The 24,565-nt window shown below is 62.7% G+C and carries 23 protein-coding genes; 16 read left to right on the top strand and 7 right to left on the bottom strand.

The window, feature by feature from the left end; all coding sequences use genetic code 11:
- Positions 1 to 132 precede the first annotated feature (132 nt).
- From NKH63_RS29510 to NKH63_RS29495, 4 genes are all read left to right on the top strand, one after another.
- Positions 133 to 495, top strand: coding sequence for a hypothetical protein (locus tag NKH63_RS29510; RefSeq protein ID WP_352920044.1), 363 nt, complete (start codon positions 133 to 135; stop codon positions 493 to 495).
- Positions 492 to 872, top strand: coding sequence for a DUF1419 domain-containing protein (locus NKH63_RS29505; RefSeq protein WP_352920041.1), 381 nt, complete (start codon positions 492 to 494; stop codon positions 870 to 872). The genes NKH63_RS29510 and NKH63_RS29505 overlap by 4 nt, the downstream gene beginning before the upstream one ends.
- Positions 869 to 1,021, top strand: coding sequence for a hypothetical protein (locus tag NKH63_RS29500; protein WP_352920039.1), 153 nt, complete (start codon positions 869 to 871; stop codon positions 1,019 to 1,021). Before NKH63_RS29505 ends, NKH63_RS29500 begins: the two co-directional genes overlap by 4 nt.
- Before the next feature lie 133 nt (positions 1,022 to 1,154).
- Complete coding sequence (locus tag NKH63_RS29495) at positions 1,155 to 1,643, top strand: hypothetical protein (RefSeq protein WP_352920036.1); 489 nt, start codon at positions 1,155 to 1,157, stop codon at positions 1,641 to 1,643.
- Positions 1,644 to 2,213: 570 nt separating this feature from the next.
- On the opposite strand, the gene NKH63_RS29490 is transcribed toward NKH63_RS29495, so the two are convergent.
- The gene (locus tag NKH63_RS29490) at positions 2,214 to 3,404 is read right to left on the bottom strand and encodes a DUF1173 domain-containing protein (RefSeq protein WP_352920033.1); all 1,191 of its coding nucleotides are present in this window, start codon (positions 3,402 to 3,404) and stop codon (positions 2,214 to 2,216) included.
- Between the two features lie 182 nt (positions 3,405 to 3,586).
- On the opposite strand from NKH63_RS29490, the gene NKH63_RS29485 reads away from it, so the two are divergent.
- The 8 genes from NKH63_RS29485 (at position 3,587) to NKH63_RS29450 (ending at position 13,423) form a co-directional block, all read left to right on the top strand.
- Positions 3,587 to 8,209 carry a strawberry notch-like NTP hydrolase domain-containing protein gene (locus NKH63_RS29485; protein WP_352920030.1) on the top strand — a complete coding sequence of 1,541 codons (4,623 nt, stop codon included), beginning with the start codon at positions 3,587 to 3,589 and terminating at the stop codon, positions 8,207 to 8,209.
- A gap of 13 nt (positions 8,210 to 8,222) precedes the next feature.
- Entirely contained in the window at positions 8,223 to 9,275 is a 1,053-nt protein-coding gene (locus NKH63_RS29480; protein ID WP_352920027.1) for a DUF7146 domain-containing protein, read from the top strand.
- Between the two features lie 243 nt (positions 9,276 to 9,518).
- Complete coding sequence (locus NKH63_RS29475) at positions 9,519 to 10,460, top strand: DUF2493 domain-containing protein (protein ID WP_352453906.1); 942 nt, start codon at positions 9,519 to 9,521, stop codon at positions 10,458 to 10,460.
- A 62-nt stretch (positions 10,461 to 10,522) separates the two neighbouring features.
- Positions 10,523 to 10,783: a type II toxin-antitoxin system prevent-host-death family antitoxin gene (locus NKH63_RS29470; protein WP_057143280.1), complete on the top strand. Its 261-nt coding sequence runs from the start codon at positions 10,523 to 10,525 to the stop codon at positions 10,781 to 10,783.
- Complete coding sequence (locus tag NKH63_RS29465) at positions 10,773 to 11,192, top strand: hypothetical protein (protein ID WP_352920050.1); 420 nt, start codon at positions 10,773 to 10,775, stop codon at positions 11,190 to 11,192. The genes NKH63_RS29470 and NKH63_RS29465 overlap by 11 nt, the downstream gene beginning before the upstream one ends.
- Positions 11,193 to 11,483: 291 nt before the next feature.
- Positions 11,484 to 12,017 carry a hypothetical protein gene (locus NKH63_RS29460; protein WP_352920024.1) on the top strand — a complete coding sequence of 178 codons (534 nt, stop codon included), beginning with the start codon at positions 11,484 to 11,486 and terminating at the stop codon, positions 12,015 to 12,017.
- A gap of 707 nt (positions 12,018 to 12,724) precedes the next feature.
- Positions 12,725 to 13,048, top strand: a complete 324-nt coding sequence (locus NKH63_RS29455) for a DUF736 domain-containing protein (RefSeq protein WP_006339490.1) — start codon at positions 12,725 to 12,727, stop codon at positions 13,046 to 13,048.
- Between the two features lie 57 nt (positions 13,049 to 13,105).
- Positions 13,106 to 13,423: a hypothetical protein gene (locus tag NKH63_RS29450; protein ID WP_352920021.1), complete on the top strand. Its 318-nt coding sequence runs from the start codon at positions 13,106 to 13,108 to the stop codon at positions 13,421 to 13,423.
- A 141-nt stretch (positions 13,424 to 13,564) separates the two neighbouring features.
- Here NKH63_RS29450 and NKH63_RS29445 read toward each other — a convergent pair whose 3' ends face one another.
- A complete protein-coding gene (locus tag NKH63_RS29445; protein WP_352920018.1) occupies positions 13,565 to 13,972 on the bottom strand; it encodes a hypothetical protein in 408 nt (135 codons plus the stop codon).
- Entirely contained in the window at positions 13,969 to 14,649 is a 681-nt protein-coding gene (locus NKH63_RS29440; protein WP_352920016.1) for a nucleotide-binding protein, read from the bottom strand. Before NKH63_RS29440 ends, NKH63_RS29445 begins: the two co-directional genes overlap by 4 nt.
- Before the next feature lie 490 nt (positions 14,650 to 15,139).
- Between NKH63_RS29440 and NKH63_RS29435 the strand changes: the two genes are divergently transcribed.
- Together NKH63_RS29435 and NKH63_RS29430 are read left to right on the top strand one after the other, a co-directional pair.
- The gene (locus NKH63_RS29435; RefSeq protein WP_352642274.1) at positions 15,140 to 15,547 is read left to right on the top strand and encodes a plasmid mobilization protein; all 408 of its coding nucleotides are present in this window, start codon (positions 15,140 to 15,142) and stop codon (positions 15,545 to 15,547) included.
- The gene (locus tag NKH63_RS29430; RefSeq protein ID WP_352920013.1) at positions 15,544 to 17,784 is read left to right on the top strand and encodes a relaxase/mobilization nuclease domain-containing protein; all 2,241 of its coding nucleotides are present in this window, start codon (positions 15,544 to 15,546) and stop codon (positions 17,782 to 17,784) included. Before NKH63_RS29435 ends, NKH63_RS29430 begins: the two co-directional genes overlap by 4 nt.
- A gap of 194 nt (positions 17,785 to 17,978) precedes the next feature.
- Here NKH63_RS29430 and NKH63_RS29425 read toward each other — a convergent pair whose 3' ends face one another.
- Positions 17,979 to 18,617 carry an FMN-binding negative transcriptional regulator gene (locus tag NKH63_RS29425; RefSeq protein WP_352920010.1) on the bottom strand — a complete coding sequence of 213 codons (639 nt, stop codon included), beginning with the start codon at positions 18,615 to 18,617 and terminating at the stop codon, positions 17,979 to 17,981.
- A 28-nt stretch (positions 18,618 to 18,645) separates the two neighbouring features.
- Complete coding sequence (locus NKH63_RS29420; RefSeq protein WP_352920007.1) at positions 18,646 to 19,311, bottom strand: helix-turn-helix domain-containing protein; 666 nt, start codon at positions 19,309 to 19,311, stop codon at positions 18,646 to 18,648.
- Positions 19,312 to 19,397: 86 nt separating this feature from the next.
- Here NKH63_RS29420 and NKH63_RS29415 point away from each other — a divergent pair, with 86 nt between their 5' ends.
- Together NKH63_RS29415 and NKH63_RS29410 are read left to right on the top strand one after the other, a co-directional pair.
- Positions 19,398 to 20,534, top strand: coding sequence for a trans-sulfuration enzyme family protein (locus NKH63_RS29415; RefSeq protein WP_352920004.1), 1,137 nt, complete (start codon positions 19,398 to 19,400; stop codon positions 20,532 to 20,534).
- Positions 20,535 to 20,578: 44 nt separating this feature from the next.
- On the top strand, positions 20,579 to 21,214 hold the full coding sequence (locus tag NKH63_RS29410; RefSeq protein ID WP_352642282.1) for a LysE family translocator: 636 nt from the start codon (positions 20,579 to 20,581) through the stop codon (positions 21,212 to 21,214).
- Between the two features lie 166 nt (positions 21,215 to 21,380).
- On the opposite strand, the gene NKH63_RS29405 is transcribed toward NKH63_RS29410, so the two are convergent.
- Both NKH63_RS29405 and virB11 read right to left on the bottom strand, forming a co-directional pair.
- The gene (locus NKH63_RS29405; RefSeq protein ID WP_352920001.1) at positions 21,381 to 23,528 is read right to left on the bottom strand and encodes a type IV secretory system conjugative DNA transfer family protein; all 2,148 of its coding nucleotides are present in this window, start codon (positions 23,526 to 23,528) and stop codon (positions 21,381 to 21,383) included.
- An 11-nt stretch (positions 23,529 to 23,539) separates the two neighbouring features.
- Positions 23,540 to 24,565: a P-type DNA transfer ATPase VirB11 gene (gene virB11, locus NKH63_RS29400; RefSeq protein ID WP_352919998.1), complete on the bottom strand. Its 1,026-nt coding sequence runs from the start codon at positions 24,563 to 24,565 to the stop codon at positions 23,540 to 23,542.

The following is a 24,565-nucleotide window of genomic DNA, read 5'->3' as shown; positions in this document are numbered from 1 at the left end:
CTATCGCGTCCCCTCAAACATAATTATTATGCGTCGTGTGGTTCTTCTTTATTTATTTTCGTTCGAGCGCCACGCTCGTGGGGGTGTGGGCTCCCCCCCCCCCGGGGCCTGTTCCATTTCATGGAGATCGACATGTTCGACTGGAACAGAAGCTGCTCCTATGACGAGCAGCACAAGAGACGTTTCCACGCGACAGCCCGTTCACGGCTGAAGAAACTTGCCGCCGAACTTGCCCTGCCGCAGGGAAGCTTTGACCTGCGCTCGAACAAGGCGGGCATAGCCGTTTCCGATGAAATTATCCTGCACCATGACCGTGCCTACATCCAGGTCGGCCAGTTCGGGCTGTCCTCAGGCCACGGTATCCTGATCCGGACCTGCAAGGGGCGCATGGACTATACCGGGGTCGGCCAGTCGACAGCCACAACACCACCAAACAGTTGCGACGACGTGGTTCATGCCGCGCGTGGCCGACCCGCGTTTAGGAGAACCCCATGACCGCACATCCACCCTTCAGGAAGGTGCTCGACGGCGTCGCCACCCGCGAGCAGATGTTCCAACTGTTCAGCCGACACAAGGACACTCCCGGCATCGATCCGCTTTCCGGCACTCCCTATTCAGGCGAGTGGTTCCAGATCACCGCGTCAGAATACCACTTCATGCTCGATTTGCTGCCGCCGGTGTTCAAGCGCACCGGCATGTTCGGCATGTCGGAGTTCAAGGCCGGCAACGTGACCAGCGTATTCTTCGCGATCCGGATCCGGGGCCGCGAACGCTGTTTTCATGGCTTTTGCGACCTCACGGATCGGCAATCCCCGGACACAAGATGCGCGCCGCAATCATCGCCCACGAGACCGGCGCGAGCGACAGCATGAACCGCGCGGAAAAGCTCGAGGCGATCTGGAACGCGACGCATCCCGACTTCAGGGGGATCGGCGGCGAGATCAATCCCCACACCTGGCCCGCGGACCACCGTGGCAAACGCGTCGTTCTCGTCAACAACGGTGGCCACGAACGATCCTGAAACTGCTCGAAGACCTGTCGGACGACGAGATCGACAGCCGCTTGCCGGCAACTCGCGCACGAGGCGCCAGGAGGGGAGGAGACAACGATGCGGCCCCCCCGTAAACACCCGCCAGGGGCCGGCAAGGACACCTATGGCGTACTCGACCTACACCGCAAGCCTCGGTGCCCCAGATCGCCGCCAATACCGGCGCACGCCCCCAGGAGCGCTAACGGTCGCCGATCTCGTACGTCCCGGCGACACGGTCGCCACCTCCTACAGCACCGGCGGGGTCGTCATCGAGGTGGAAGAGCACTTCTATGCGGCGCCGACGGGCGAGACGCTGTCACACTTCACGATTGTCTATGTGCCGCCCGATCGAACTACAAGGTACCGCGATTCCGATCGTCGCTGGATCAACGAATGTGTCGCCATCGGCGACCGCATCCGAATGCTGTTCGAGGCCAACACGGACGAGGTCTTCGTCCTCAGCCGTGCCCGACCGTCCCAACCTCCGCGATCCAGAACCATCCCAGCCGATGGGCCTTTCCAAAGTAGAGTTCGAGCGCTGGCTGCCGAAGGCGATCGCGGCAGTCGAGAAGGCCAGGGCGATTATCGAAGAACGCCGCGACCCGCCGGATGACTCGCCATAACATCTAACATCCGACTTGATCTTCGTCAGCTCCCGCGCCGTTTCCGCGTCGATCGCAGCGAGATCGAGATTTCCCTAGATCGAACGCTGCCGCGCGGATTCGCCACGCTTCTTCTTCACCTCGACGATGAAGGGTCGGCTCTGCCGCTTCATTTATTGCACCACCTTCGGATGGGAATCGGTCCGTTGCGGGATCGGGTCACATCTACGCTGGCCAAGGCCTATCGTCCAGCCAACGCAACCATCGACCGCGGTGCCGCCCTGGACGGAGGCCGATGCGAAAGCCAACTCTCCAGCGTCTCGCTCGCCGATGCAACGCGGGGTTCGGACAGCTCGAATGGCATGCCGAGTTCAACGCTGACAACGATCAGGCGCCCACTGTGCTTACGCCGCGGATCTTCGCAAACCCACAGCATGGTCACCGAAAAAGACGATCGCTGGTCACCCCTCACCATACCGTCATGGTCCAAGACAACGGGGATCCTTGTCCAACGCATGTCTGAATTGATGGCCGCCAATCGATTCACGGCATTGATGGAAATCTGAGATGTCGTTCCCAGCCTATGGAAGGGCCGGCATCTCCCCGTCACCGACCCGCCAGGTCCACGCACCCATCTCCGGCCGGTTCGCGACCATATCCTGCAACGAAGCCTCGAATGTTTCGTCCGCACCGGCGGGGACGACAAAGAGCGCGATCGGCTGCTGCCTGTTCTGGAGCAAAGCGTTGGCGATCGGCTGGTCGGTTTGCAGGTCGTAGCGCAATCCCTTCACGCTCTTCTCGCGAAGGCGGGCGAGCGCGTCGACCAGCCGCTTCTCCGGAACCGTCTCGTAAGGAATCCAGTTCTCGGACACCACCATCAACGCGACCTCCTCGACAATGGCGAGACCGGCCGGGTTCAATCCGAAGGTCGCGATCACTATCAGATGTGAGCTGGAATCTGCTCCCCACAGCGACAATTCTTTCTCGAAACGTACCGGCAAACGCCGATGTAATGCATCGTCGATGATGAAGGGAAAACCGGGCAGGTGCCTGATGACGAGTTTCTGACCGGAGCGGGCAGGAACAATCTCTTTCACCTCGCCGACCAGGACCAGCAGCTTTCGTGGGCCGGATTTCGGCGGGAGCGCAGGTGCAAGAACCGCGTTGCGACGCTGCTCGATCGCTTCCTTGTTCTCGGCGCGAAATGGCTCGGGCACGAACAGGATATCCGCGAGCGGCCCGCCCCTCACCGTCATTTGCCCGGCAGCCTCGAGCAGATGCCAGCGGACATTCCACCAATGTCGCTTGCCAGCCCATCGGGATGTCCAGACCGTCAATTCGGCCTCGTGCCACAGATAATGGAGGAGGCCACGCAGCGACATCCTCCTGGGGTCGGCGGCTACACTGGCGGAGCTCTGGCCAGCAGGCGCGGACGCTGCCCGGCTCCCCGTCTTCGACAGGCTGAAATCGAGTTTCAAAGCCGCCAAGCCGCTTTGCGGATCGAGCTGTATCGCGCTGCCCATCAAGGCGCCCAGGCCGGACAGTTCGTAAGGCGATTCATATGAATCACAGGATGGATCATGCCCGCCGCCGCTCAGCGGCATGCGCTTGATCAGGTGAAGGTCGCCGATGCGGGCGATGTACATCGGGCAGCCCGGCTCGCGGCATAGGCATAGCGGACGCTCGGTGCGGGCATAGGCGTTCGCCAGCGCCGCCTGCAGGTCAGGCGCTCCCTCCTCGTAGACCTCACTGCCAATTCTGAACCGTCGCATCACCTCCGCAGCTCCAGGTCGCCGCCGCATCCCTGTCCGCGCATCAAGTCATGGCTTTGCGCAGAGCGCAACCCGTTTGGTGCATCGCGCCAGAGGCAAAGGGGAGCCGGAAGGAGTGCGGCCCGGCTGGCGCGGAGAGAGTGCCGGCGCGGGCGCCACTCCCTCTCGCAAAGGACATCTCCATGAACATTGTTTCGACCACATCTGCCGTTGCCCGGACGGCCGCTCCCCTCGGCGCGCCGACGCACGCCCCCATCAACAACGCCCAGGCGATCTATCAGGCGGCAATGCGGCTTCTGCCTTTCCTAAAGCAGGGCAAGCCTGTCACCACCGCCGCGCTGCGCACGGCCATGACGACAAGTTTTGGCGGCAGCGACGCGCAAGGGTTCTGGGTCTGGAAGGACGCCTATGAGGCGCTCGAAGTCGCCCAGGTGCTGTTTCTGCGCCGGTTCGGCCCTGCGATCCTGTCCCGGTCCACCACGCCGCAGGCAACGCTGGCGATGATCAAGCGCCTCGCCGAACTTCTTCCCACCCATACGCGACGGTGCGACGAGAGCCAGGCCATGCAGCAGCTCTCCACGCCCTTGCCGCTGGCCTTCGTCACAGCGCACGCTGCGGCGATCGCATCTTGCGACCTCGTTCTCGAACCCTCGGCCGGCACCGGTCTGCTCGCCGTCCATGCCGAGATGGCGCGCGCCTCGATCGCCCTCAACGAGCTTGCCGCGACGCGGGCCGATCTCCTCGGCCTGCTGTTTGCGCGCATGCCCGTCTCTCGGCACGACGCTGCCCATATCGACGATCATCTCGAACCTGCGATCAAGCCGTCCGTCGTCTTGATGAATCCGCCCTTCACCGTCGGCGCCTATGTCGACGGCCATGTCACCGCTGCGGCATGGCGGCACCTCTCCTCCGCATTCGCACGCCTGCGTTCGGGCGGGCGCCTGGTCGCCATCACCGGCACCGGGCTGTCTCCCGAGAACCCCAAATGGCGGCGCGCCTTTGAGCGGCTGCGGCAGCAGGGCACCGTCATCTTCACCGCTGCGATCGACGGCCGTGTCTACGCCCGCCATGGCACCACCGCCGAAACCCGGCTGACGGTAATCGACAAGGTGCCGGCCACTGACCCGACCGGCTGCGTCCGGTCACCCGGCAAGGCCGCTGACGTCGAGACGCTGCTCTCCTGGATCACGGATCTGCCGCCCCGCACACCGGGCGGCTTTCCGGATTCGATCGGCGCTCTGTCGCACGGGATCCTGAGGAAGGCAGCAGCGCACATGGCCGCCCGATGCGCGGCGAGAGCGGCACCCGTTGCTGGGTCAAAGGCTGCTCCAAAGGCAATTCAATCGGTCCGTCCGATTGCGCCGGCGAAGCCCGCTGGCCAGGTCATGGCAAATAGTATGCCTGCCGTTCCCCTTGCTTATGAGCTGCGCGACTGGATGCCAGAGGAGGGCGGCCGACTCACCGACACGATCTACGAGCCCTATGCGCTCCAGTCGATCCACGTCCCCCGCGCCAAACCGCATCCGACGCCGCTCGTGCAGTCGGCCGCAATGGCCGCCGTCGCGCCACCAAAACCTTCCTATCGGCCGCTTCTTCCTGACGCGATCATCGACAAGTGCCTGCTGTCGGACGCCCAGCTTGAAAGCGTCATTTATGCCGGCGAAGCCCATTGCGGCCATCTCGCCGGGACCTGGACGGTCGACGAGACCTGCGACGTCGTCTCGGCCGCACCAGAAGGCGCTGCGAACGCTGTCCGCTTCCGCCGTGGATGGTTTTTGGGTGACGGAACCGGCTGCGGCAAGGGCCGGCAAGTCGCCGGCATCATCCTCGACAATTGGCTGCAGGGCCGCCGCCGTGCGATCTGGATTTCCAAGTCGGATAAATTGCTTGAAGACGCCCAGCGCGATTGGGCAGCACTCGGCCAGGAAAAACTCCTCGTCCAGCCGCTCTCGCGCTATCGGCAGGGCACACCGATCCGCCTTGCCGAAGGCATCCTGTTCACGACCTACGCAACCCTGCGCTCACAGGAACGGGAGGGCAAGAAATCGCGGATCGCTCAGATCCTCGACTGGGTTGGCCAAGAGGCGGGGAGGGCCGAAGGCCCGACAGGGACTGGAGAGAAGCCGGCGAGGAGGGACGAAGGCCCGACGGGGAACAGAGAAAACTGGGCGGGAAGGACCGAAGGCCCGACGGGGATTAAAGAAAGCCAGACAGGGCTTGGAGAAAACCAGTCGGGGGCCAAAAAATCTTTCGATGGCGTCATCGTCTTTGACGAGGCGCACGCCATGGCCAATGCCGCTGGCGGCAAAAGCGAGCGTGGCGACGTCGCGCCCTCGCAGCAGGGCAGGGCGGGACTGCGGCTGCAGCACGCGCTGCCCGATGCCCGCATTGTCTACGTCTCCGCGACCGGTGCGACCGCCGTCGAGAACCTCGCCTATGCGCAACGTCTCGGCATCTGGGGCAGCGAGGATTTTCCATTCGCCAACCGTGCCGAATTCGTCGCCGCGATCGAGGACGGCGGTGTCGCGGCGATGGAAGTGCTCGCCCGCGATCTCAAGTCGCTCGGCCTCTATACAGCGCGTTCGCTTTCCTATGACGGTGTCGAATACGCCCTGCTCGAGCACGCGCTGACCGAGGAGCAGATCCGCATCTACAACGCCTATGCCGACGCCCTCCAGGTCATTCACAACAACCTGACCGCCGCACTCGAGGCGACCAACATCACCAGCGAGTCCGGCACGCTGAACCGCAACGCAAAATCGGCGGCGCGCTCGGCCTTTGAAAGTACCAAGCAACGTTTTTTCTCGCATTTGATCACCTCGATGATGACGCCGACTCTGATCGGCGCGATTGAGCAGGATCGGCTCGAAGGTCATTCGGCAGTCGTGCAGATCGTTTCGACCGGCGAGGCGCTGATGGAACGACGCCTTGCCGAGATCCCGACCGAGGAATGGTCGGACCTGCATGTCGACGTCACGCCGCGGGAGTATGTCGGCGGGTACTTGATGCATTCCTTCCCCATCCAGCTGTTCGAGGAATACTCGGACGCCGAAGGCAATGTGTATTCGCGGCCTGTGCACGACGAAGATGGCAACCCGGTCCAGTGCCGCGAGGCAGTTCGGCGGCGCGACGAGATGGTCGAGCGGCTTGCGTCGTTGCCGCCGGTCGGCAGTGCCCTTGACCAGATCATCCATCACTTTGGCACCGACACGGTTGCCGAGGTGACCGGCCGCTCGCGCCGCATCGTCAAGAAATCCGGCCGCGACCGTATCGACCGGCTGGCCGTGGAAAACCGCCCCGGCTCGGCCAATCTGGCCGAGACCCAGAGTTTCATGGATGACGACAAGCGCGTTCTGGTCTTCTCCGACGCCGGCGGCACTGGCCGCTCCTACCACGCTGATCTCGGTGTCAGGAACCAGAGGCTGCGCAAGCACTATCTGCTCGAGGCCGGCTGGCGCGCCGACAACGCCATCCAGGGTCTCGGTCGGACCCATCGCACAAATCAGAAGCAACCGCCGCTGTTCCGGCCCATGGCCGCCAATGTAAAGGCCGGCAAGCGCTTCCTGTCGACGATCGCACGGCGGCTCGACACGCTGGGCGCGATCACGCGCGGTCAGCGCCAGACCGGCGGGGCAGGGCTGTTCCGTGCCGAAGACAATCTCGAAAGCGCCTACGCCCGAGCGGCGCTGCGGCAGTTCTATCATCTGCTGCACCAGGGCAAGATCGAGGGCTGCTCGCTCACGACCTTCGAGACGGTGACCGGGCTGTCGCTGACGAGTGACGACGGCGGATTGCGGGACGAGCTGCCGCCAATCACGACCTGGCTCAATCGCCTGCTGGCGTTGCGCATCGAAACCCAGAACCTGCTGTTCGAGGTGTTCGAGCAACTGATGGCAGCAAAGATCGAAGGCGCCATCGCCGCCGGCAATTATGACAAGGGTCTGGAGACGATCACGGCGGAGAGCATCGTCGTCACTGATCGTAGGACCCTCTATACCCATCCGGTCTCCGGCGCGCAGTCGCACGTGCTCACCGTCGCGCGCAAGGACCGCATCCGGCCGCTCGGGCTGGTCGACGCGCTGGCCATTGCCAGTGCGGAGCCCCAATCGGTTCTGCTGGTCAACACACGTTCGAGCCGCGCGGCAATACAGCTGCCGACCGCGAGCCTGATGCTCGATGACGGCGCGATAGAGCACCGCGTGCGCTTGCTGCGGCCGACGGACGAGCTGCGCTTCGGTCTCGACGCCCTTGCCGAAACACACTGGCAGCCGGCCGACCGGAAACTGTTCTGCGAGCTTTGGCAGGCAGAAATCGACGCCGTCCCGGAGTTCACCACCAGCACTTTCCACATCATGACGGGTCTGCTGCTGCCGATCTGGCGTCGGCTGCCGGACGACGACTGTCGAGTCTATCGTATGCAGACCGATGCCGGCGAACGCATCATCGGCCGCCACATCGCGCCGACGCTGGTCGCGACCATGTTGCGCAATCTCGGGGTCGACGATGTTCCGACCCTCGCTCCGGACGAGGCATGGACCGGCTTGATCGAGGGGCGGATCGGGTTGCAGCTTGCCGACGGCCTGATTCTGCACCGCAGTCGGGTCATGAACGACTATCGTGTCGAATTGATCGGCTTCACCGACGCGATGGTCCCTCGGCTGAAGGCGCTGGGACTGATCTCCGAGATCATCTCCTGGAAGCTGCGGCTGTTCATCCCGACGACCGCGCAAGGGTCTGCCATCCTCGCCGCGCTCCTTGACCGCCATACGCTGGTTGGCGTCACCGACCGTACAGCAGCGGCTTGAGGGGGAGGCGGTCATGTCCGGCTCGGCATCCGAGCTGGCACGCCGCCTTGGCGAACACGCCGAGGCCGTGTGCCGCGAATATCTCTCCAACGGCCATCGCTCCGGCAATTACTGGATGGTCGGTGATGCCCGCAACACGACCGGCCGCTCCATGCATGTTCGGCTCAAGACCAGTACCAAGGGCCCTGCGGGTAAGTGGGTCGATGAGGCGACCTCCGAATTTGGCGATCTGCTCGATGTCATCCGCGAAAGTTGCGGCCTCGTCGACTTCCGTGACATCGCGGATGAAGCGCGTCGCTTCCTCTCCATGCCGCTGCCACCGCCCCAGCTCCCTGGCCGCCAGCCAGCCGCGAAACGCGGCTCTCCCGACGCCGCGCGGCGTCTGTGCGCCATGTCCCAGCCGATCGCCGGCACGCTGGCCGAACGATACCTCGCCAGTCGCGGCATTCTGCTCTCCACGCATGAGCGCGCGCTGCGCTTCCATCCCGGCTGCTACTACCGGGATCTCGTGACGGGCGAGACGCAGACTCTTCCTGCGCTGATTGCCGCTGTGACCAGCCTCGACGGGCAGATCACCGGCCTGCAACGCACTTACCTCTCCCCTGGGCTCGACCCGAGCGGCAAGGTCGGCAAGGCGCAACTCGCGGATCCACGCCGCTCGCTGGGGGATCTCCTTGGCAACGGCATCTGGCTAGGCCACCAGCCCGGTGCGCCCGTCCCGGTCATGGCCGCGGGCGAGGGGTTCGAGACGATGGCGTCGCTTAAGGCGGTGATGCCGGTGCTGCCGGTGGCCGCCGCCACCTCGGCCAATCACCTTGCCGGCTTGAGGCTTCCGCCCGGCTGCCGCCGCCTCTACATCGCGGCCGATGCCGACGCCGCCGGCCGGCACGGCATCGAGCGTCTCAGCCAGCGCGCAGGCGAGGCCGGGATCCTCGCTCTGTCACTGCGGCCGCGGCTCGGCGACTTCAACGACGATCTGCGTCATCTCGGCCCGGCCCATCTCGCCACATGGCTCAGCGATCAGCTCCTCCCGGAGGATGCCCGTCTCTTCCTGCCGGCCGGATGAACGGGCGGGGCGGGTAGGCGGGCAGGGGCGGCATCACCGGAAGCCTTGCAGGCATCGCGGTCCGCCGGAGAGCCACGCCGGCGGCCTGCCCGAGAGGCGACCCCTGCCACCCCCCGGACGCGGCCGCAACGGCTGCGCCGTCCTCCGCTCGCGCTTCGGCCTTCGGTGCGGCCGCGTCCGCGGCGCGGCCGGGATGCGCTGTCAGGCCGCGATAGGCGCGGCCACAACCGATGGAGACACGCCATGACCTACGAGCTTCCTTTCGACGAGGCCTATGAGCCCTACCACGCCTCCTCGCCGACCGATCGTGTCATCCTCGAACTGCAGATGTACGGCCATCGCCCGCATCAGGACGAACCCGATCCTCGGCCACTTCCCGACGACGAGGTGATCCGGGCTGGCCTCGCCGGGATCGTCGAGAGCTTCGCCGGCATGCTCGGCGATACCAGGCTCGAACCCGATCTTGACGACCTGCTCTGGTCCTTCGCAAACGTCTTCCACCGCGCAGCCGAGCGCGTCGCCCGCAACCTCGACCGCAACGAGGAGGCGCAGCGTTCGAGCCAGCAGGAGCAGGACGGCTCGGAGGTGAAGTCCGTCGAGCTGGAGCGGCTGACTGCGGAAGGCATCACCTATATCGAGCGCCGCAACGTGCTCGAAATCATGCGCGATGAGGCTGCCGACCTCTACGAGGCACAAACCGGATCGGCATGGCGGCCGCGCACCGGCTCCAAGGTCTCCCACCAGGCGATGACCGCTTCGGTGATCGACAGCCGCGACTTCCTCGCCGCCCGCCGCCACGCCGAAACCGAGGTGCTCGTTCCTGCCGGCACCAAGATTGCCTTCGCCGGTGGTCTCGACTGCAACGATCACGACCGGATCTGGAACGCGCTCGACAAGGCCCGCGAGAAGCATCCCGACATGGTCCTGCTCCACGGCGGCAGCCCGCGTGGCGCCGAACGCATCGCCGCCTGCTGGGCCGAGAACCGCAAGGTCACCCAGATCGCCTTCAAGCCGGACTGGACCCGACACGCCAAGGCGGCTCCGTTCCGCCGCAACGATCAGCTTCTCTCGGTGGTGCCCTACGGCCTGATCGTCTTTCCCGGTTCCGGCATCACCGAGAACCTGGCCGACAAGGCGCGTCGGCTCGGCATCCCCGTGTGGCGGTTCGCGGAGGACGGCGCGTGAGCGCCGTTTTCTTGCAAATCAAGAAAATCTGGATAATATGGAGATCAACAAGGAGGCCAGCCATGCGCCAGTTCACGACGGGGGATCTCAACAAGCAGGTTGGCGACGTCACCGACGTTGCCAGCCGCGAACCCGTTATTCTCACCAAGCACCGCAAACCCCGGTTCGTGCTGATGAGTTACGAGCACTACGAACGGATGCGCATCGGCGGCGATCCCCGCCGCGCATACCATGTCTCCGAGATGCCGGAGGAACACACGGAACTCTTCGCCGCCGAGATCGACCGATTGGCGCGCGGGGAAGGATACGATGATGAGCGGTAGATATCTGCCTGGTCAGGTGATCTCCTACCCGTATCTTTGGGCATGGCAACACGAGCGCGGCGAAACGGAAGGCCGCAAGAGCCGGCCAACCTGCGTGGTCATCGCTGTCAGCGGCGCAAGAGATGGCCTGACCCATCTCGCGCTCCTGGCGATAACCACCCAGCCACCGCCCGGCCATCGGGTCGGTTTGGAAGTCTCCGCTATCGAGTGCCGCCGTGCCGGTCTGACCGATCTCAAACGCTGCTGGATCGTGGTTGACGAGTACAACTACGATATTGCCGAACGCTCCTGGTACATCGAATCCGGCGGTAAGCCCCTCGGTCGTTTCAGCAAGGCATTCATGATGAAGATCGCAGGCGCCTTTATCGAAGCGCGCAGCGAGGGCCGCCGCGTCAGCCGTCTGGATTGACGTCCTCTTTCGCGGCCATGCGCTCGATCCAGGACGTGAGCCTCTGGCTGGCCCGACAAAGACCACTAGCTCCAGGCGCGAAGCGCCACTAGCCAGATGCGCGTAGCGCCTCCGGCAGCTGCAGGATCCGGGCGCGCCGGCCTGCGGCCGGCCGGGCTCTCGTCGCGGCGTCCCGCCGCTTCCCGAGCCAGCTTTGCCGTCTCGGCCTTCGGGTGACGATCCCTCGCGCAGGGCCAGGGGAGAGGGCGGCCGGCGCGGGGCGGGGGACGCGGGAGAGAAGGGAAAGTCACCATGTCGATGATATTCATAGGTGGATCACGCGAGGTATTCGAGCTGCCGGAACCTGCCATCGCTCGCATCGGCGCAATCGTTGCTGCCGAGCACGGCGTGCTGGTTGGCGACGCGCCTGGAGCCGATGCCGAGGCGCAGGGCCTGCTCGCCGGCTACAAGTACGAGCACGTCGGGGTCTTCCATGCCGGCAAGGAACCCCGCAACAATCTGGGCGACTGGGCCGCCTACCATGTTCCTTCTCCTGAGGGCGCCACAGGATACTGGTTCCACGCCGCCAAGGACCGGGAGATGGTGCGGCGCGCCGACTTTGGGATGATGGTCTGGGACGGCGCATCACCGGGCACGGCCGTCAACGTGCTTCGGCTCGCCATCGCGAACAAGCCGTGCGTCATTTACGATCTGGCCAGGGGCCGGATGGCGACCACGTACAATGTGGAAGACTGGTGCGCGATGCTCCGCCATGCTGATCCGGACATTCGCCGCCAAGCCGAAGCCCGCATGACGCCGGATGAGCGTCTAACGTTGCCAGGATGATGGATGCGGTCCTGCCGACAGGCCCTGCGGGTTCAATCCGATATGTGATCCGGCTCCTCGCCGCCTAACCACTTGTATGAGCGGACGGAGCCGGCCCCTTTCGAAACCGCTCCACGCGCAGAGCCGCGGGGCGTTGTACGGATGATCATCTTGACGCTTCTCGCCTCTGAAGCGGGTGCAAGCGTGCCGAACAATATCCTGGCTTGCCGGGTCATCCAACCTGACTGCGCGGTATCGTCCCCGAGGGGCGTGAAGTTCGCTGCCAGCCGGCTCCGATCTCGAAACCGCTATGCCGCCATACCGAACATGCAAGGCGGTCACGCGCCGGGCTGCTGGTCGATGTGTTGGCGATGCCGACGACATGACCCGAGAGGCTGCAGCATGTTCCTGCGATCCGGCAGCGTTGCGTCGGCGATCTAGCGATGGTGGCCTGAGTTCTTCTCCTCCGGTTGCATCGGGGCCATTCCCGTTTCAAGTCGCCTTTGTAGACGACCGCCTGCTTTGTGCGGTCAACCCCCGTTGGGGGTACACTCGGCGAATATTCAGGAAAATTCGATTTCTGTTTTTGTCTGCGGGAGGCGAAGGCCTGCCCGCAATTTTTCGGCAAATAGAATTTTCCAGAATTTTCGCCGAGATGACCGCAGCAGGACGGCCCTCTCCTTTGGCGCCATCGGGAATGGCCCCGATGCAACCGAAGGAGAACTACCATGGCCACCACGATCGCAAACCTCACCACCAAGTCCGACGGCTCGATGGAAGGCGTCTTTGCCACGCTCCGGGTCAACGCCCCGATCACGCTGATCCCGAACACCAACAAGTCGCGCGAGGACGCCCCCGACTACCGGATCGTCAACAAGCGCACGGGCTTCGAGATCGGAGCCGGCTGGCACCGCATCTCCCAGCGTTCGGGAGAGGAGTACCTCTCGGTCAAGCTGGAAGCCCCCGAGATCGGCGTCATTTTCGGCAATCTCGCTCCCGCCCCGGGTGGCGAGGAAAACAAGAAGGTCATCCTCTGGAACAACCCCCAGTGAGGCATCGGTGGCCGGCCCCGCAAGGGGCCGGCTCCCCACCGGCAAAAGGAGGTTGCGATGAGCCGCTACACTATCACTGTCACTGGCACCGTCACCGGACAGGTCCGCTCGGATCCAGACGCTGTCATCGGCTACGACCCACCGCTTCGGACCTACTTCCTGCAAGCGTTCCCCCACGAAGAAACCGACGAGCCCGGTCTTTGGCTCGGCACCCATGATCGCGCGTTCAAAACGCTTGAGGATCTTTGCCGCGCAGCCATCTCACACGGCTACGACTTCATGCCGCTGCCGCCCAAACTGGCTGCAAAGCTGGTCGACGACAAAGCGGCAGCCAGCAGGTGTCCGGTGCGAGACACATCCTCGGCCAAGTGCTGAAACACCTCAACCAACCCAAGTAGGCAATCACGTCTCGGGGCCCGCGACGGAGTGTTCCGTCGCGGGCCCTTTTTTTGCGCGTCGCAAAGAGCCACGAACATCACCCGCCTACAGCCTGCGGTAGCGACTTCACACCGCCGATTATTCCTTCGGCAGTTTGTGCTTATGTATGCGGATATAATCCTGCACAGCCTTACGCAGCAATTCGGTCATGCTGTGCCCATTGCTGATCGCCAGCAACTTGAACTGCCGCTGCTCCGCAGCCGTCAGATAGTAGCCGCAGCGGATCATCTCCTCCTCGCGAATCTTCTTTCCGGCGATGGGGTCCTTTTTCTGGCCCTGCCGCAGCAGCTTGCGGAAATCGGGCCCGACTGCCGGGGACGGCTTTGTCGGTTCCTGCGTCTGTGGCGCAGCTTGCTCCTTGATCCCTGACGGCTCGGCCTTCGGTGGGATGAACATGCTGGGCAGTACGGGTGGCTGCGTGGAGATCGCCTTCATCATGCGGGCCTTCTTGTCGTCACCGGGTTTCGGTGCGGTCTCTTCACTCATGCCGCGTTCCTTGTGGCTTCGATCAAGGTTTGCAAGAGGTCGTCGAAGACCCCTTCGCTCTCGGCAATCGCCTTCGCATCAGGCACCTCGGGGCTGTAAAGGGTCTGCCCGGTCTGAAGATCGCGGTAGGCAACACGATTGTGCAGGACGTGTTCTGCAATGGGCGTGCCGTTGGCCTGGATGATGGCGCGCAGTTCGGTCAGGGCTCGCGCCCTGCCATCGATGATGGTCTGCTTGGTCAGCACGAATATCGCAGGCAGCGGTCTACCCCGGCTCTCGACCGCCAGCGGAATGTAGTGGTCGGTGATCTGGATGGCGGCGGTCACATCGTCGAGGGCAAAATAGACCGGCACGACGACAATGTCGGCGGCGAAGAGCCCGGCCATGAGGTTGTCATTTGTGGTGCCTTCCGTATCGATCAAGACGACGGAGCGTTCCCCGTTGTGGATGGCTGCAGCGCGAAGGATTTCCTGCGGGGTCATCGCGCTCACCATCGTGAGTCTGTCAGGACGATTGCCAGCTTCGCCCAGCATCTGGAACCAGCGGTTCATGTTCTGCCGCCGGTCGCCGTCGATAAGAGTGACCGAATAGCCCCGATGCAGTGCGACGGATGCGAGGGTGCGCAGCATCGTCGATTTGCCAGTGCCGCCCTTTGGGATCGCAGCGGAGATGATCATGGGGGCCTCCTTCCGGCGTTGTCTCCTTGTTTCCATGTTAACATGGAAACAAGTCATCATGGACACATGAAACAAAATCACGGTCCAAACATGGGGACATTGTCGACGGGGAAGACTGGTTTGGCAACCCAGGCGCGCATCGATAAGGGTTCGCTCAAGGTGCAGTTTTTGCGCAGCTGCTGTCTTCAGAAGAAGGGGTCCGGTGGCCCATCGACTGCGCATTTTCCATCGACTGCGCATTCCGGCTTGCGCATCAGAGGGCTGATGTTTCCATGTTAACATGGAAACAAGTTGTCAACGCATCATAGACACATCGCATCAAATGACGGTGAGAACATTGTGACCGGACCTGCCAATGACAACTGGGTTGGAGGGAAAGGAACGTCGGCTTTTTCCTTTCATCCTTGTTGGCAGGATAGCCTATTTTGTGATACACAAAATAGGCGGCGGGGCCCTGGCGGGCCTTAGCGCCCGCAAGCGGGCTTGAGAGATGGATGCAGACGTCCAGAAAGCAGCGGTAAAGAACGCGTCACGGCGCTACGGCGAGGTGACGCACATCCGGTTTTCGGCTGACGAGCTGGCCAGCCTCAAAGCCATTGCGAAGCGGGACGGCGTGACCGTCAGCGAGGTCGTGCGCCGTCTTGTGCGCGCCGAGGCCGGGCATCTGCCTATCGCGTCAGAGGCGTTGCGGCCGGCGATCGTGGACATGACCGATCAACTGCGGCGCGTCGGTGTCAATTTCAATCAGGCCATGCGCGCCATGAACGACGGCCGTGTTGCACATGATGAGGATCTTGAGCAGGCGCTGATCGCCGTGGGCGCCCTCGTGCGGCAGTTTCGCGATGAACTGAAAACGATGACCGTCGAGTCTCGCAAGGCGAGGGAAGCCAGGCCATGAGCGGTCGTCTTGCTGGCTACGCGGCCGAAATCGAACGCTATCTGCGGGGCGAGTCCGGCGTGAATCGTGAGGAGCTCGACGACGACAAGTCCGTGACGGGCGCCGGACGCGCGGCCGGTGAATTCCAGGCGATCAAGAGTTATGAGCGGTCCGGTGGCGGCGGAAGCCTCGGGCAAGGACAAGCCGGCTCGACGGCAGGTGGCGGCAGGAACGCCCCTCGTTCGTCGCCGGGAGGATTGGGGGCGGCGGGGAGCTCCATGTCCAGCAGGGCACCGAAGTCCACTGCTGCTGCGAGTTCGCCCAAGGCCGCTAGCGCGCCGATCATGGTCTATGGCGCCACGCTCGCCGGTTTCCGGCCGGAAGAGGAGGAGGAAGATTGGAAGCGGCGCGGCGGGGGCGGCGGCCGTGGTGCTGGCCGCTCTGGCGGCACAGGACGAGCGGCGCGGGCGGGCTATCAGGCGCGGGCCGTGGCGGCGAGGGCAGGCTATGCGGCGGGTGCGCAGCCTGCCGTGTTCAAGGTCATGCCCAATCCTCCGTCGACCAGGGAAGCCGCCGCGCGGCTGCTCAATTACATCGGCAAGCGCGAGGATGAAAAAGGCGAGAAACACGACATCGAGATCTTCGACGAAGATGGACAGGTTCTTGCGACAGGCGGCGCGCGAAAGGCGTTCCTGGAAACGTTTTGCGAGACGTTCGAACCGCCCTTGGAAAACACCAATTTTATCGAGGTTCGTTTCGAGCTCGCCGGCCAGGTCACCGATGCCGCCTTGAGCGAGGCGCTGACCAAGGCCTTCGGCGCAAAACCGTTCATCTATGCTCAGGACGGACAGACGGTGCAGGTCTACGCGCACACCGATCAGCGGGCAGGACCGCTCGCCAAGGTGCTTGCCGGCGGTCGGGAGAATTCGCGCAGCAAGGCGCTCGACAGGATCGAGGCGCGGTTGTCTGAAGCCATGGGCGCGGCGGGGGTGGTCGCCAAGGCGGAGGTAACGGCGGCCGTCAGCCGTGAACCCAAAGCGAAATATTTCCTGCAGAAGTTCATCCGCACCCACAGCCAGGTTCGCCACGCAAATGGCGAGCCTGTACCCGGGGTGAAGAATTCCACCAAGGCGGCCGCTTCGGTCTATGAACAATGGCGCCCGCAGTTTTCGGGGCGTGAACGCCGCAATGCCTATCACCTGCTTTTTTCGGCAAGGGCCGGCACCGATGTCAACGCCGTCATGGCCGCGGCGCGCGGCGTGCTCGAGGAGCGCGCGTCAGGATACAAGTTCGTCCTCGCGCATCACAAGGACACCAAGCACGTCCATATCCATGCGATGGTGCAGGCACGGTCAGCCGACGGCGAACGCCTGAAATTCTACAAGCCTGATCTCGCAGCCTGGCGCGAGACCTTTGCGGAAAAAGCACGCGAGAACGGCATTGCGATGGTGGCAACGCGGCGCATGGATCATGCGATGACGCGGCCATTCACGAAGGAGCATGCCGGAGCCTATAGCCGCGCGCAGAGCGATCCGCGCTACCAGGTCAGCACCAGGACGATCGAGCGAGTGGAGGCCAAGCGGCAACGCCGTATCGATGGGCAATCCCTTGTCGTTAACGGCGATGCAATCGCTGCCGCATGGCAAAAGACTGTGACGACGATGCGGACCGCGGGCATAGTCGGTCAGGCTCTCACGGCAGCGGAATCGATCGGCAACAATTTTCTGCGGTTCCGTCGCGATCGGACAGGTGAGGGGCAACCAGGTCCTGCCGCGGGTCGCGGAGCTGATCAATCGGGGCAGAAGTCTTTCCTGTCTCATCCGGGTATGAGAGAATTGAATGCACTGATAGGAGATTTGAACATGGCGCAAACCCCCTTGGAAATGCGGCGTCAGATGGCCCGCGTCAATCAGGCTCTGGACAACATGCGCGAGACGCTGCCGCCGGCGCATCAAGGGCAGTTCGAACAGTATCGCGAAGAGGTGAACGACAAGATGCACGACCGTCTCGCGCGGCTGCAATTCGAGCGGCAGCAGCAGCGTCGTGGTGGCGGTGGCGAGCCGATACCCGAGCGCGAGGCGCGAGGGCGCGACATTCCAACTCGGGCCGATCCCCACCAGCCTGAGGAGCCGCGCACAGGCACCGGGCAGGAGAAGGTGAGAGCCAAGCAGAAGGACGCCAACAAGCAGAAGGCTCAGCAGGCTGAAGAACAGGACCGCAAGACCCAGCGCTCAAATGATAACGATTACGAGCGCTGAGCAAAGATCGATTGCCGGCCCTTAAGGCGCGGGACGGTGCAGGGACAATGTCGCCGAGGCTCGTTCGTGCCTCGGTTTGCGGGCATGATATCGAATTGCTACCGCATCGCAGTTGTCAGATCCTGGTCCCGTTTCCGGCTCAAGGTCACCCGTTGGGAATCCAGCACCTGTGCTTTGTCGGGACAAGATAGTTGCTATTGGGATTTGGCCGCTGCCGCTGCGAGCATCGCCTGGCCCACCTCAACAGCGCCTTGAGCAGTCAGCGTCTCCCCGGCGTTCTGGATGTCGCGCAGCTCCTTGTTCTGGCTGAGCTTGAATTTTCCAACCAGGCTGGTGATCTCGATCTCCAAGGCCACGATCGCTTTTGCCATTGTGTCAATGAAATCCTTCGGCGCGTCGCCCATCTTCCACGGGGCCGGCTGGTTGGCCTCGTGCATGTGAGTGAGCTTCGCGACGTTGCGGCGCACATAGCGCTCGTCGTCCCGAACAGTAATGCGACCATGGGCGTGGGCAACGAGATAGTTCCAGGTCGGCACCTGCTTATGGAATTCGTGTTTGCTGGGATACCAGTTCGGCGAGATGTAAGCGTCGGCCGCTCGGAAGACGACGAGGACTTCATCACCATTGGCAACCTCCGTCCAGACCGGGTTTTTACGGGCGACATGGCAATTGAGGACGCCCTTGTCGCCCTTTGAGCGGTCGAGCTCGAAGGGGATATGATTGGCGTCGAGGGAGCCGTTGCTGTGGGTGATCAGGATACCAAACGGGTGTTTTTCGATAAGATCAAAGAGGGCGTTCTGATCGGGCACGGCGAAATGCGGAGGAACGTACAAAGGGGGATCTCCTGCTTTAGGGCTGTTGTCAATGGTCAGCGAGGTCTTGCGAGACAGCCAGGGGCGACTTCGCTGCCGGCGAAGAGGGTGCGGGGGCCCGCTGTCCGCCGCGTTCAAGAACCGCCATCGAGAAGTGGGCGGGCACGTCAGATGCCGCGGCATAGGAGTGAGGTTGATCTGTAACGAGGCGCGCGCTCTCGCCTGCATTTAGAATGATCTCGTGGCTGCCCACCGTGACCTTGAGCGAGCCCTGGGCAACCGAGACCAGTTCGCGCGTATCGGGACTGTGCGCATCGGCGGCAAACACATCACCCGGCATGAGGACCCAGCTCCAAAGTTCGAACATCGTGCGTCCCGAGGTCGATGTGTGAAGCTGTGCCCGGCTGCCTTTGGCGCTCGTCCAAAGCGTCCTGGACACGCTCCGTTCGATCGGCAGGTCGGGGGCCATGGAAGGCGCCTCGTTCAGCAAATCGGCAACCGATAGCGAAAACGCTGCTGCCAGACGGCAAAGGATACCGATACTCGGATTTGCCTTGCCCTGCTCAAGCGCGACAACCGTCCCTTTCGACAGGCCGGTCAGTTTGGCCAATCTATCAAGAGTCAGGTTTTGCTCGCGCCTAAGATCGCCAATCCGGATCGCAATCGCCTGGCCGAGCGCCTGCTCGGTCTCCAGAGGTGTCGGGGTGTCGGTCATTATGTTGACTTGGGCTCTTTCATCGCTTACGGTCAATATAATGACCGGCGCAAAATTGCAACCGCGCCTTAAACAGGAATTGGCCAGTGCGCTTTGAAACGAAGGCAATCCATAGCGGTCGAGGTGTTGACCCTTCAACCGGGGCGGTCTCATTACCGCTTCATACCAGCACGACGTTCGAGCGCGGCGCCGACGGCTCATTTCCATTTGGGTTCGAGTACACTCGCGATGCAAATCCGACGCGCAATGCATTCGAGTCGGCGATGGCCGCGCTCGAGGGAGGACACGAAGGGATAGCCTTTGCGTCGGGCATGGCCGCAATCACTGCGGTCTTTGAGAGCCATCCCTCGACGGGACGGATCGTCCTTCCTGACGATATGTATTTTGGCATCCGCTCGCTGATGGACGAAACCGATATCGGCTCTCGCTTCGACTTCGGCGCGGTCGATATGCGCGATCTGGATGCGGTGCGCGCCGCGGTCACGTCACAGCGGACTGGCCTCGTATGGGTCGAGACGCCGTCAAACCCGATGATCCGCGTTGTCGACATTCCGGCCATCTGCAAAATCGCGCACGAGGCAGGTGTCTTGGCGGTGGTGGACAACACGTGGGCCACACCCATGCTTCAGCGGCCGCTTGAGCTTGGCGCGGATGCGGTCATGCACTCGGCAACAAAGTACATTGGTGGCCATTCGGATTTGATGGCGGGCGTCGTCATTGTCCCGCACGCGTCACCCCTCGGTCGCCCACTGCGGATGGTCCAGAGACACAAGGGCAGCGTCGCAGCGCCATTCGACTGTTGGCTGGCATTGCGGGGCCTGCAGACATTGTCGGTACGCATGCGCGCGCATTGCGAAGGCGCCCAGAAGGTTGCTGAGGCTTTGGCGTCTCATCCGCGTGTCGAAAAAGTACTTTTTCCGGGCCTGCAAAATGATCCGGGACACGATCTCGCTAAGCGGCAAATGAGCCATTACGGAGCGATGCTATCCTTTATCGTCAAAGGCGGAGCCGATGCTGCGATGGCCGTGGCCGGCCGCCTCAAGCTTGTTGTCCGGGCGACAAGCCTTGGCGGGACGCACTCCCTGATCGAGCATCGCGCATCCGTGGAGGGTGCGAAGTCCAAAGCGCCAAGCGGATTGCTGCGAATGTCCGTGGGGCTCGAGCACCCTCAGGACATTATTGACGACCTGATGCAGGCTCTCAGAGCGACGTCTGGGGCGTAGTCCCCGAAATGAATCAGGCGTGAGAGACCGGCGAAAGATCCAAGATGCTCAACCATCTGAACCACCTGCTAATTGTCTATACGGCCTACGTCGTTGCAGCGGGGAGCCCGGGTCCCAGCACAATGCGGATCATGGGAACGGCAATGCAGCAAGGGCGCCAGGCAGCCCTTGCTTTGTCAGCCGGCGTCGTCACCGGATCGATTTTTTGGGGCATCATGGCGGCGACAGGCATCTCCGCGCTTTTGGCAAGCTACGCCCAGGCGCTCGTGATTCTAAAGGTTCTTGGAGGCTGTTATCTGCTCTATTTAGCTTTCAAGGCAGGAAGGGGTGCTCTGACACCGGACCGGCATGATGCCACGCCTGGTACAGCACGCCGGCAGATCTCAGGGCTCGGTCTCTACAGGCGCGGTTTGCTGATGCACCTCAGCAATCCGAAATCGATCCTCGCCTGGATTGCACTGGTAACGCTAGGGCTTGGACCGGACGCCTCGCATACAGATGTCATCGTCATCCTTGCGGGATGTGCGGTGCTGAGCGTTACAATATTCTGCGGGTACGCCGTCGTGTTTTCCACGCAGCCCATGGTGAGGATGTACCGTCGGGCGCGGCGAGGCATTGAAGTTGTTTTAGCCGCCGCCTTTGGTTTTGCAGGGCTGCGGCTCCTGCTTTGGCGAACCTGAAAGAATCTCCCGAACAACTGCCTCGCGACGAGGAGGGGGAGCGAGGGGTCAAGTCCCGGGTGCGGAGGGTATCTCTGGCACCGCTTTACGTGGCGGCTGGCACAAAACTGCGGCCTGTTACGGCTGGCGGGAGGCTCGTTGTCGGCGATCGCCGTAGATTGCTTGGCTAATCGACTAGATCAGGCAAAGCATCTTCGACGATGCTCAGATTTCGATCGAAAGTCTCGGTGTCGGATGCGTTGGCGCGCAGAGACCGCACCTTGTTCAGGATCGCCGTAACCGCTGCTTCCTTGTCGGGCGCTATGCGTGTTGTCACCGCTTTGGCGGCCAAAGCAGAAAAATCTATGGCAGCATAGACTGGTACCGCTGCAGCGTCGGTTGCTTTCAGCCGTTCTTTCGGGATTGCGCGCCGGCCCGGCGGCGGAGCTATATGGCCTGCTTTTGCGGCAAATGTCGCGCCGCGCCGCAGGCGCGTCTGCAAGAGGCCTGAGCGGTACGCGGGTGCTGTCGGCACAATCGTCGGGAGCGCAGGAGATGGAACCGCCGCGGAAGCGTCCAACGCAGGTCTTTTCGTGCGCGAAGCGTGGACAGAGGCGGGCAGGGGCATGAACGTGCGTTTGGCGAGATGGCCGTCGGCGAAATAGAAATTGCGGGTGCCGAGGATCGGCAGTTCGCCGCGCGGCAATATGATGACCTTGTTCTTGTCGAGGGTGCGGATTTCATCTGGCCGCATCAGAGGCCGCCGCACTTCCTTGCGGTGCTCCGAGCGCGTGTAATAAGTGTCGAACAACGTTGCCTTGGTGCGCGTCACGTCCTTTTGCACGTCCGACGTTTCGCCGAGCTGCTCGGAAACGTAGCGCAGATCGTCCGCGTCCTGCGCACCGAAAAAGATCTGCACGCGAGCGGCGTTGATGAGCGTTTTGCGCCCTTCCTGGCGATAGATCTCGTCTACAGCCTTCAGCGACTGCACGAAAAACCACATCGAAACACCGTTGCCGCCGAGCACGCTCGCCATTTCGGTGACATTCTCGAGCTTGCCGAGGTTCTGGAACTCGTCGAGCAGCACAAGCACTGGATGCTCGCCTGGCTGCGGCAGGCTTTCCGACATGAAGTTCATCATCTGCGTAATCAGGACATTGAACAGCGGTCCAAGCGACGTGATCTGCTCACGCCGCACGTCGAGATAAAGAGAAATTCGATCACGCTTAAGCCTGCGAATATCGAACGTGCTGCGGGACGTAGCTCGCATCAAGCGCTCGTTGAGAAACGGGGCCATGCCGGTGCGTACGCCAGCGTAGATGCCGGAGAACTGCCGCTCTGACATCTCAAAATAGGGCAACAGGGTTTGCAGCGTAAAATGCGAGCATTCGCGGCGGCGTTCCTCGCGCAGCGAGCCGATGAATTCCAGGAGCGGCTGCTCGGCGCCGTTCATGATCTCGAGGATTGTGGCGAAGGTCTTCCTCTCGTTCGGGATCGCAGGCGATTCCATGACGAAGGACGCTATGCCGGTAAAAAGGAGGCGGGCGTCGTTCACCCAATAGGGATCTGCGTTGGACGGGGGACGCGGAAACAGCGCCGCAGCGATGTTGCGAAGGTCGATGTCGCGCTGGGCTGAGTCCATCGAGATGAAGTCCATCGGATTGTAGCAGGCGGTATTGCAGTCGGGGTCAGCCGGCGCGAAACGCACCACGCGGCTCATGGTTGAACGGTAACCGGCAGTCGCCGCATAGGTCTCGCCGCGCAGGTCGAGAACCACGAGCGAATGCGGCCAGGTCAAGGCGTTCGGGATGATGAGAGACGTGCCTTTGCCAGAGCGCGGCGGGCCTATGACGAAGCCGCCGATATCATCGCCATCAATCCACAATTTCTTGCCGCCGATCAGCTTGCGCTGCTTTAAGCGGATCTTGCCGGAGCGCTGATCGCGGCCGGGCGACAGAATTTCGGCAAGCCTGCCGCCGGCTCGACCTACGAAGACGCCGCCAACTTTCGTCAGGCCGGTTTTCGATACGTCGCTCATGGCCATGAAGCGAGAGTCATTGCGCTTTCTCGGGCGCATGAGAAACAGGCTGACCAGGGGCGCAAGAAACCCCAATGCTCCCGCCGCAACGGCGTATTGCACCCGGCTCAAATCCCCCGCCATCGTGTCCGCCCAGGCCTGACGAACGACCGGCAAGGGATTGGCGTTTAGTTGGTCGAACAGCACGTGGGAGCCAGTTCTGAACCAATCTGTCGCGGCATAGGCGACCGTGAAGACCAGGGCGCCCATTGCCATCGCCATGAGCACCATGAAAATTGCTGTTGCGATTTTCTGCATGAATGGCCCCGCTAGATTGTCTCCGCCTTGGTAAACTTGATCTCGCTGATGCCGCGCCGTCCGCCTTCGGTGCGGACCATCTGGACGACCACCGGAATGACCTCGCGCAGGTAGTCGAGAATTTCGCCTCGTGAGAGGCCCGAGCTGCTCTGCATGACCATCAGCGCCAGCCGCTCGTAGGCGGACCGGGCCGAATTGGCATGAACGGTCGTGAGCGAACCCGGATGGCCGGTGTTGATCGCCTGGAGGAACGCGAAGGTTTCAGCGCCGCGCAGCTCGCCCAATAGCAGACGGTCGGGCCGCATGCGAAGCGAGGCCTCGAGCAGCTGTTGGGCGGAGACTTTGGCAAGGCCCTGGTCGCCCTTCGAGGCTATCAGCGTGACATTGTTGGGAGCCGGCAGCCTCAGTTCGCGGGTGTCTTCGATCGTGATGATCCGTTCATGGGCCGGGATCTCCTTCAAGAGCGCATTCAAAAACGTCGTCTTGCCGGTCGACGTACCGCCTGAAACGACGATGGAGACACGGTTGCGCACCGCATATTGCAGGAAGTCCATCGGCGACGTGTCGTGCAACATCTCGACAAGTCGCTTTTCTTCGGCTGACAGCGCAAGTCCGCTGCCCATCGCCGTGTTCTCGAATGCGCCTAGATCGTTGTAGGCAGCAAGGCTCATATCCATGATGACCTGCTTGCGGATCGAAATCGCTCCGCCTTCCGGAGCCGCCGGCGGCAAGATGCATTGGATGCGCTCGCCCGAGGGGAGAGCGGCCGACAGGACCGGCTTTTCTTCGTTGATGACCTGATTTGTCGCCGAGGCGACGCCAGTCGAGATATTGCGAATCCAGCCGGGCGTGACCTCGCGCTTGACGACGTGCTCCATGTCCTTCGCGCCAAGGCGTTCGATGAACAATTCACCGGGCCTGTTGATCGCAATCTCGGACACCGCATCTTCGTTCAAATAGGACCATAACGGTTCCAGATGAGCGCGCAGGACCGGGGCTCTCGCCCAAGGATCGGGGAGGGGATGCACGGCATTCAT

Origin of the sequence: Mesorhizobium sp. M0960, from assembly GCF_040319055.1 — a bacterium.
Taxonomy (GTDB): Bacteria; Pseudomonadota; Alphaproteobacteria; order Rhizobiales; family Rhizobiaceae; genus Mesorhizobium.
Note: the sequence above shows the minus strand (reverse complement) of the source record. Positions and strands in the feature narration are given on the sequence as shown.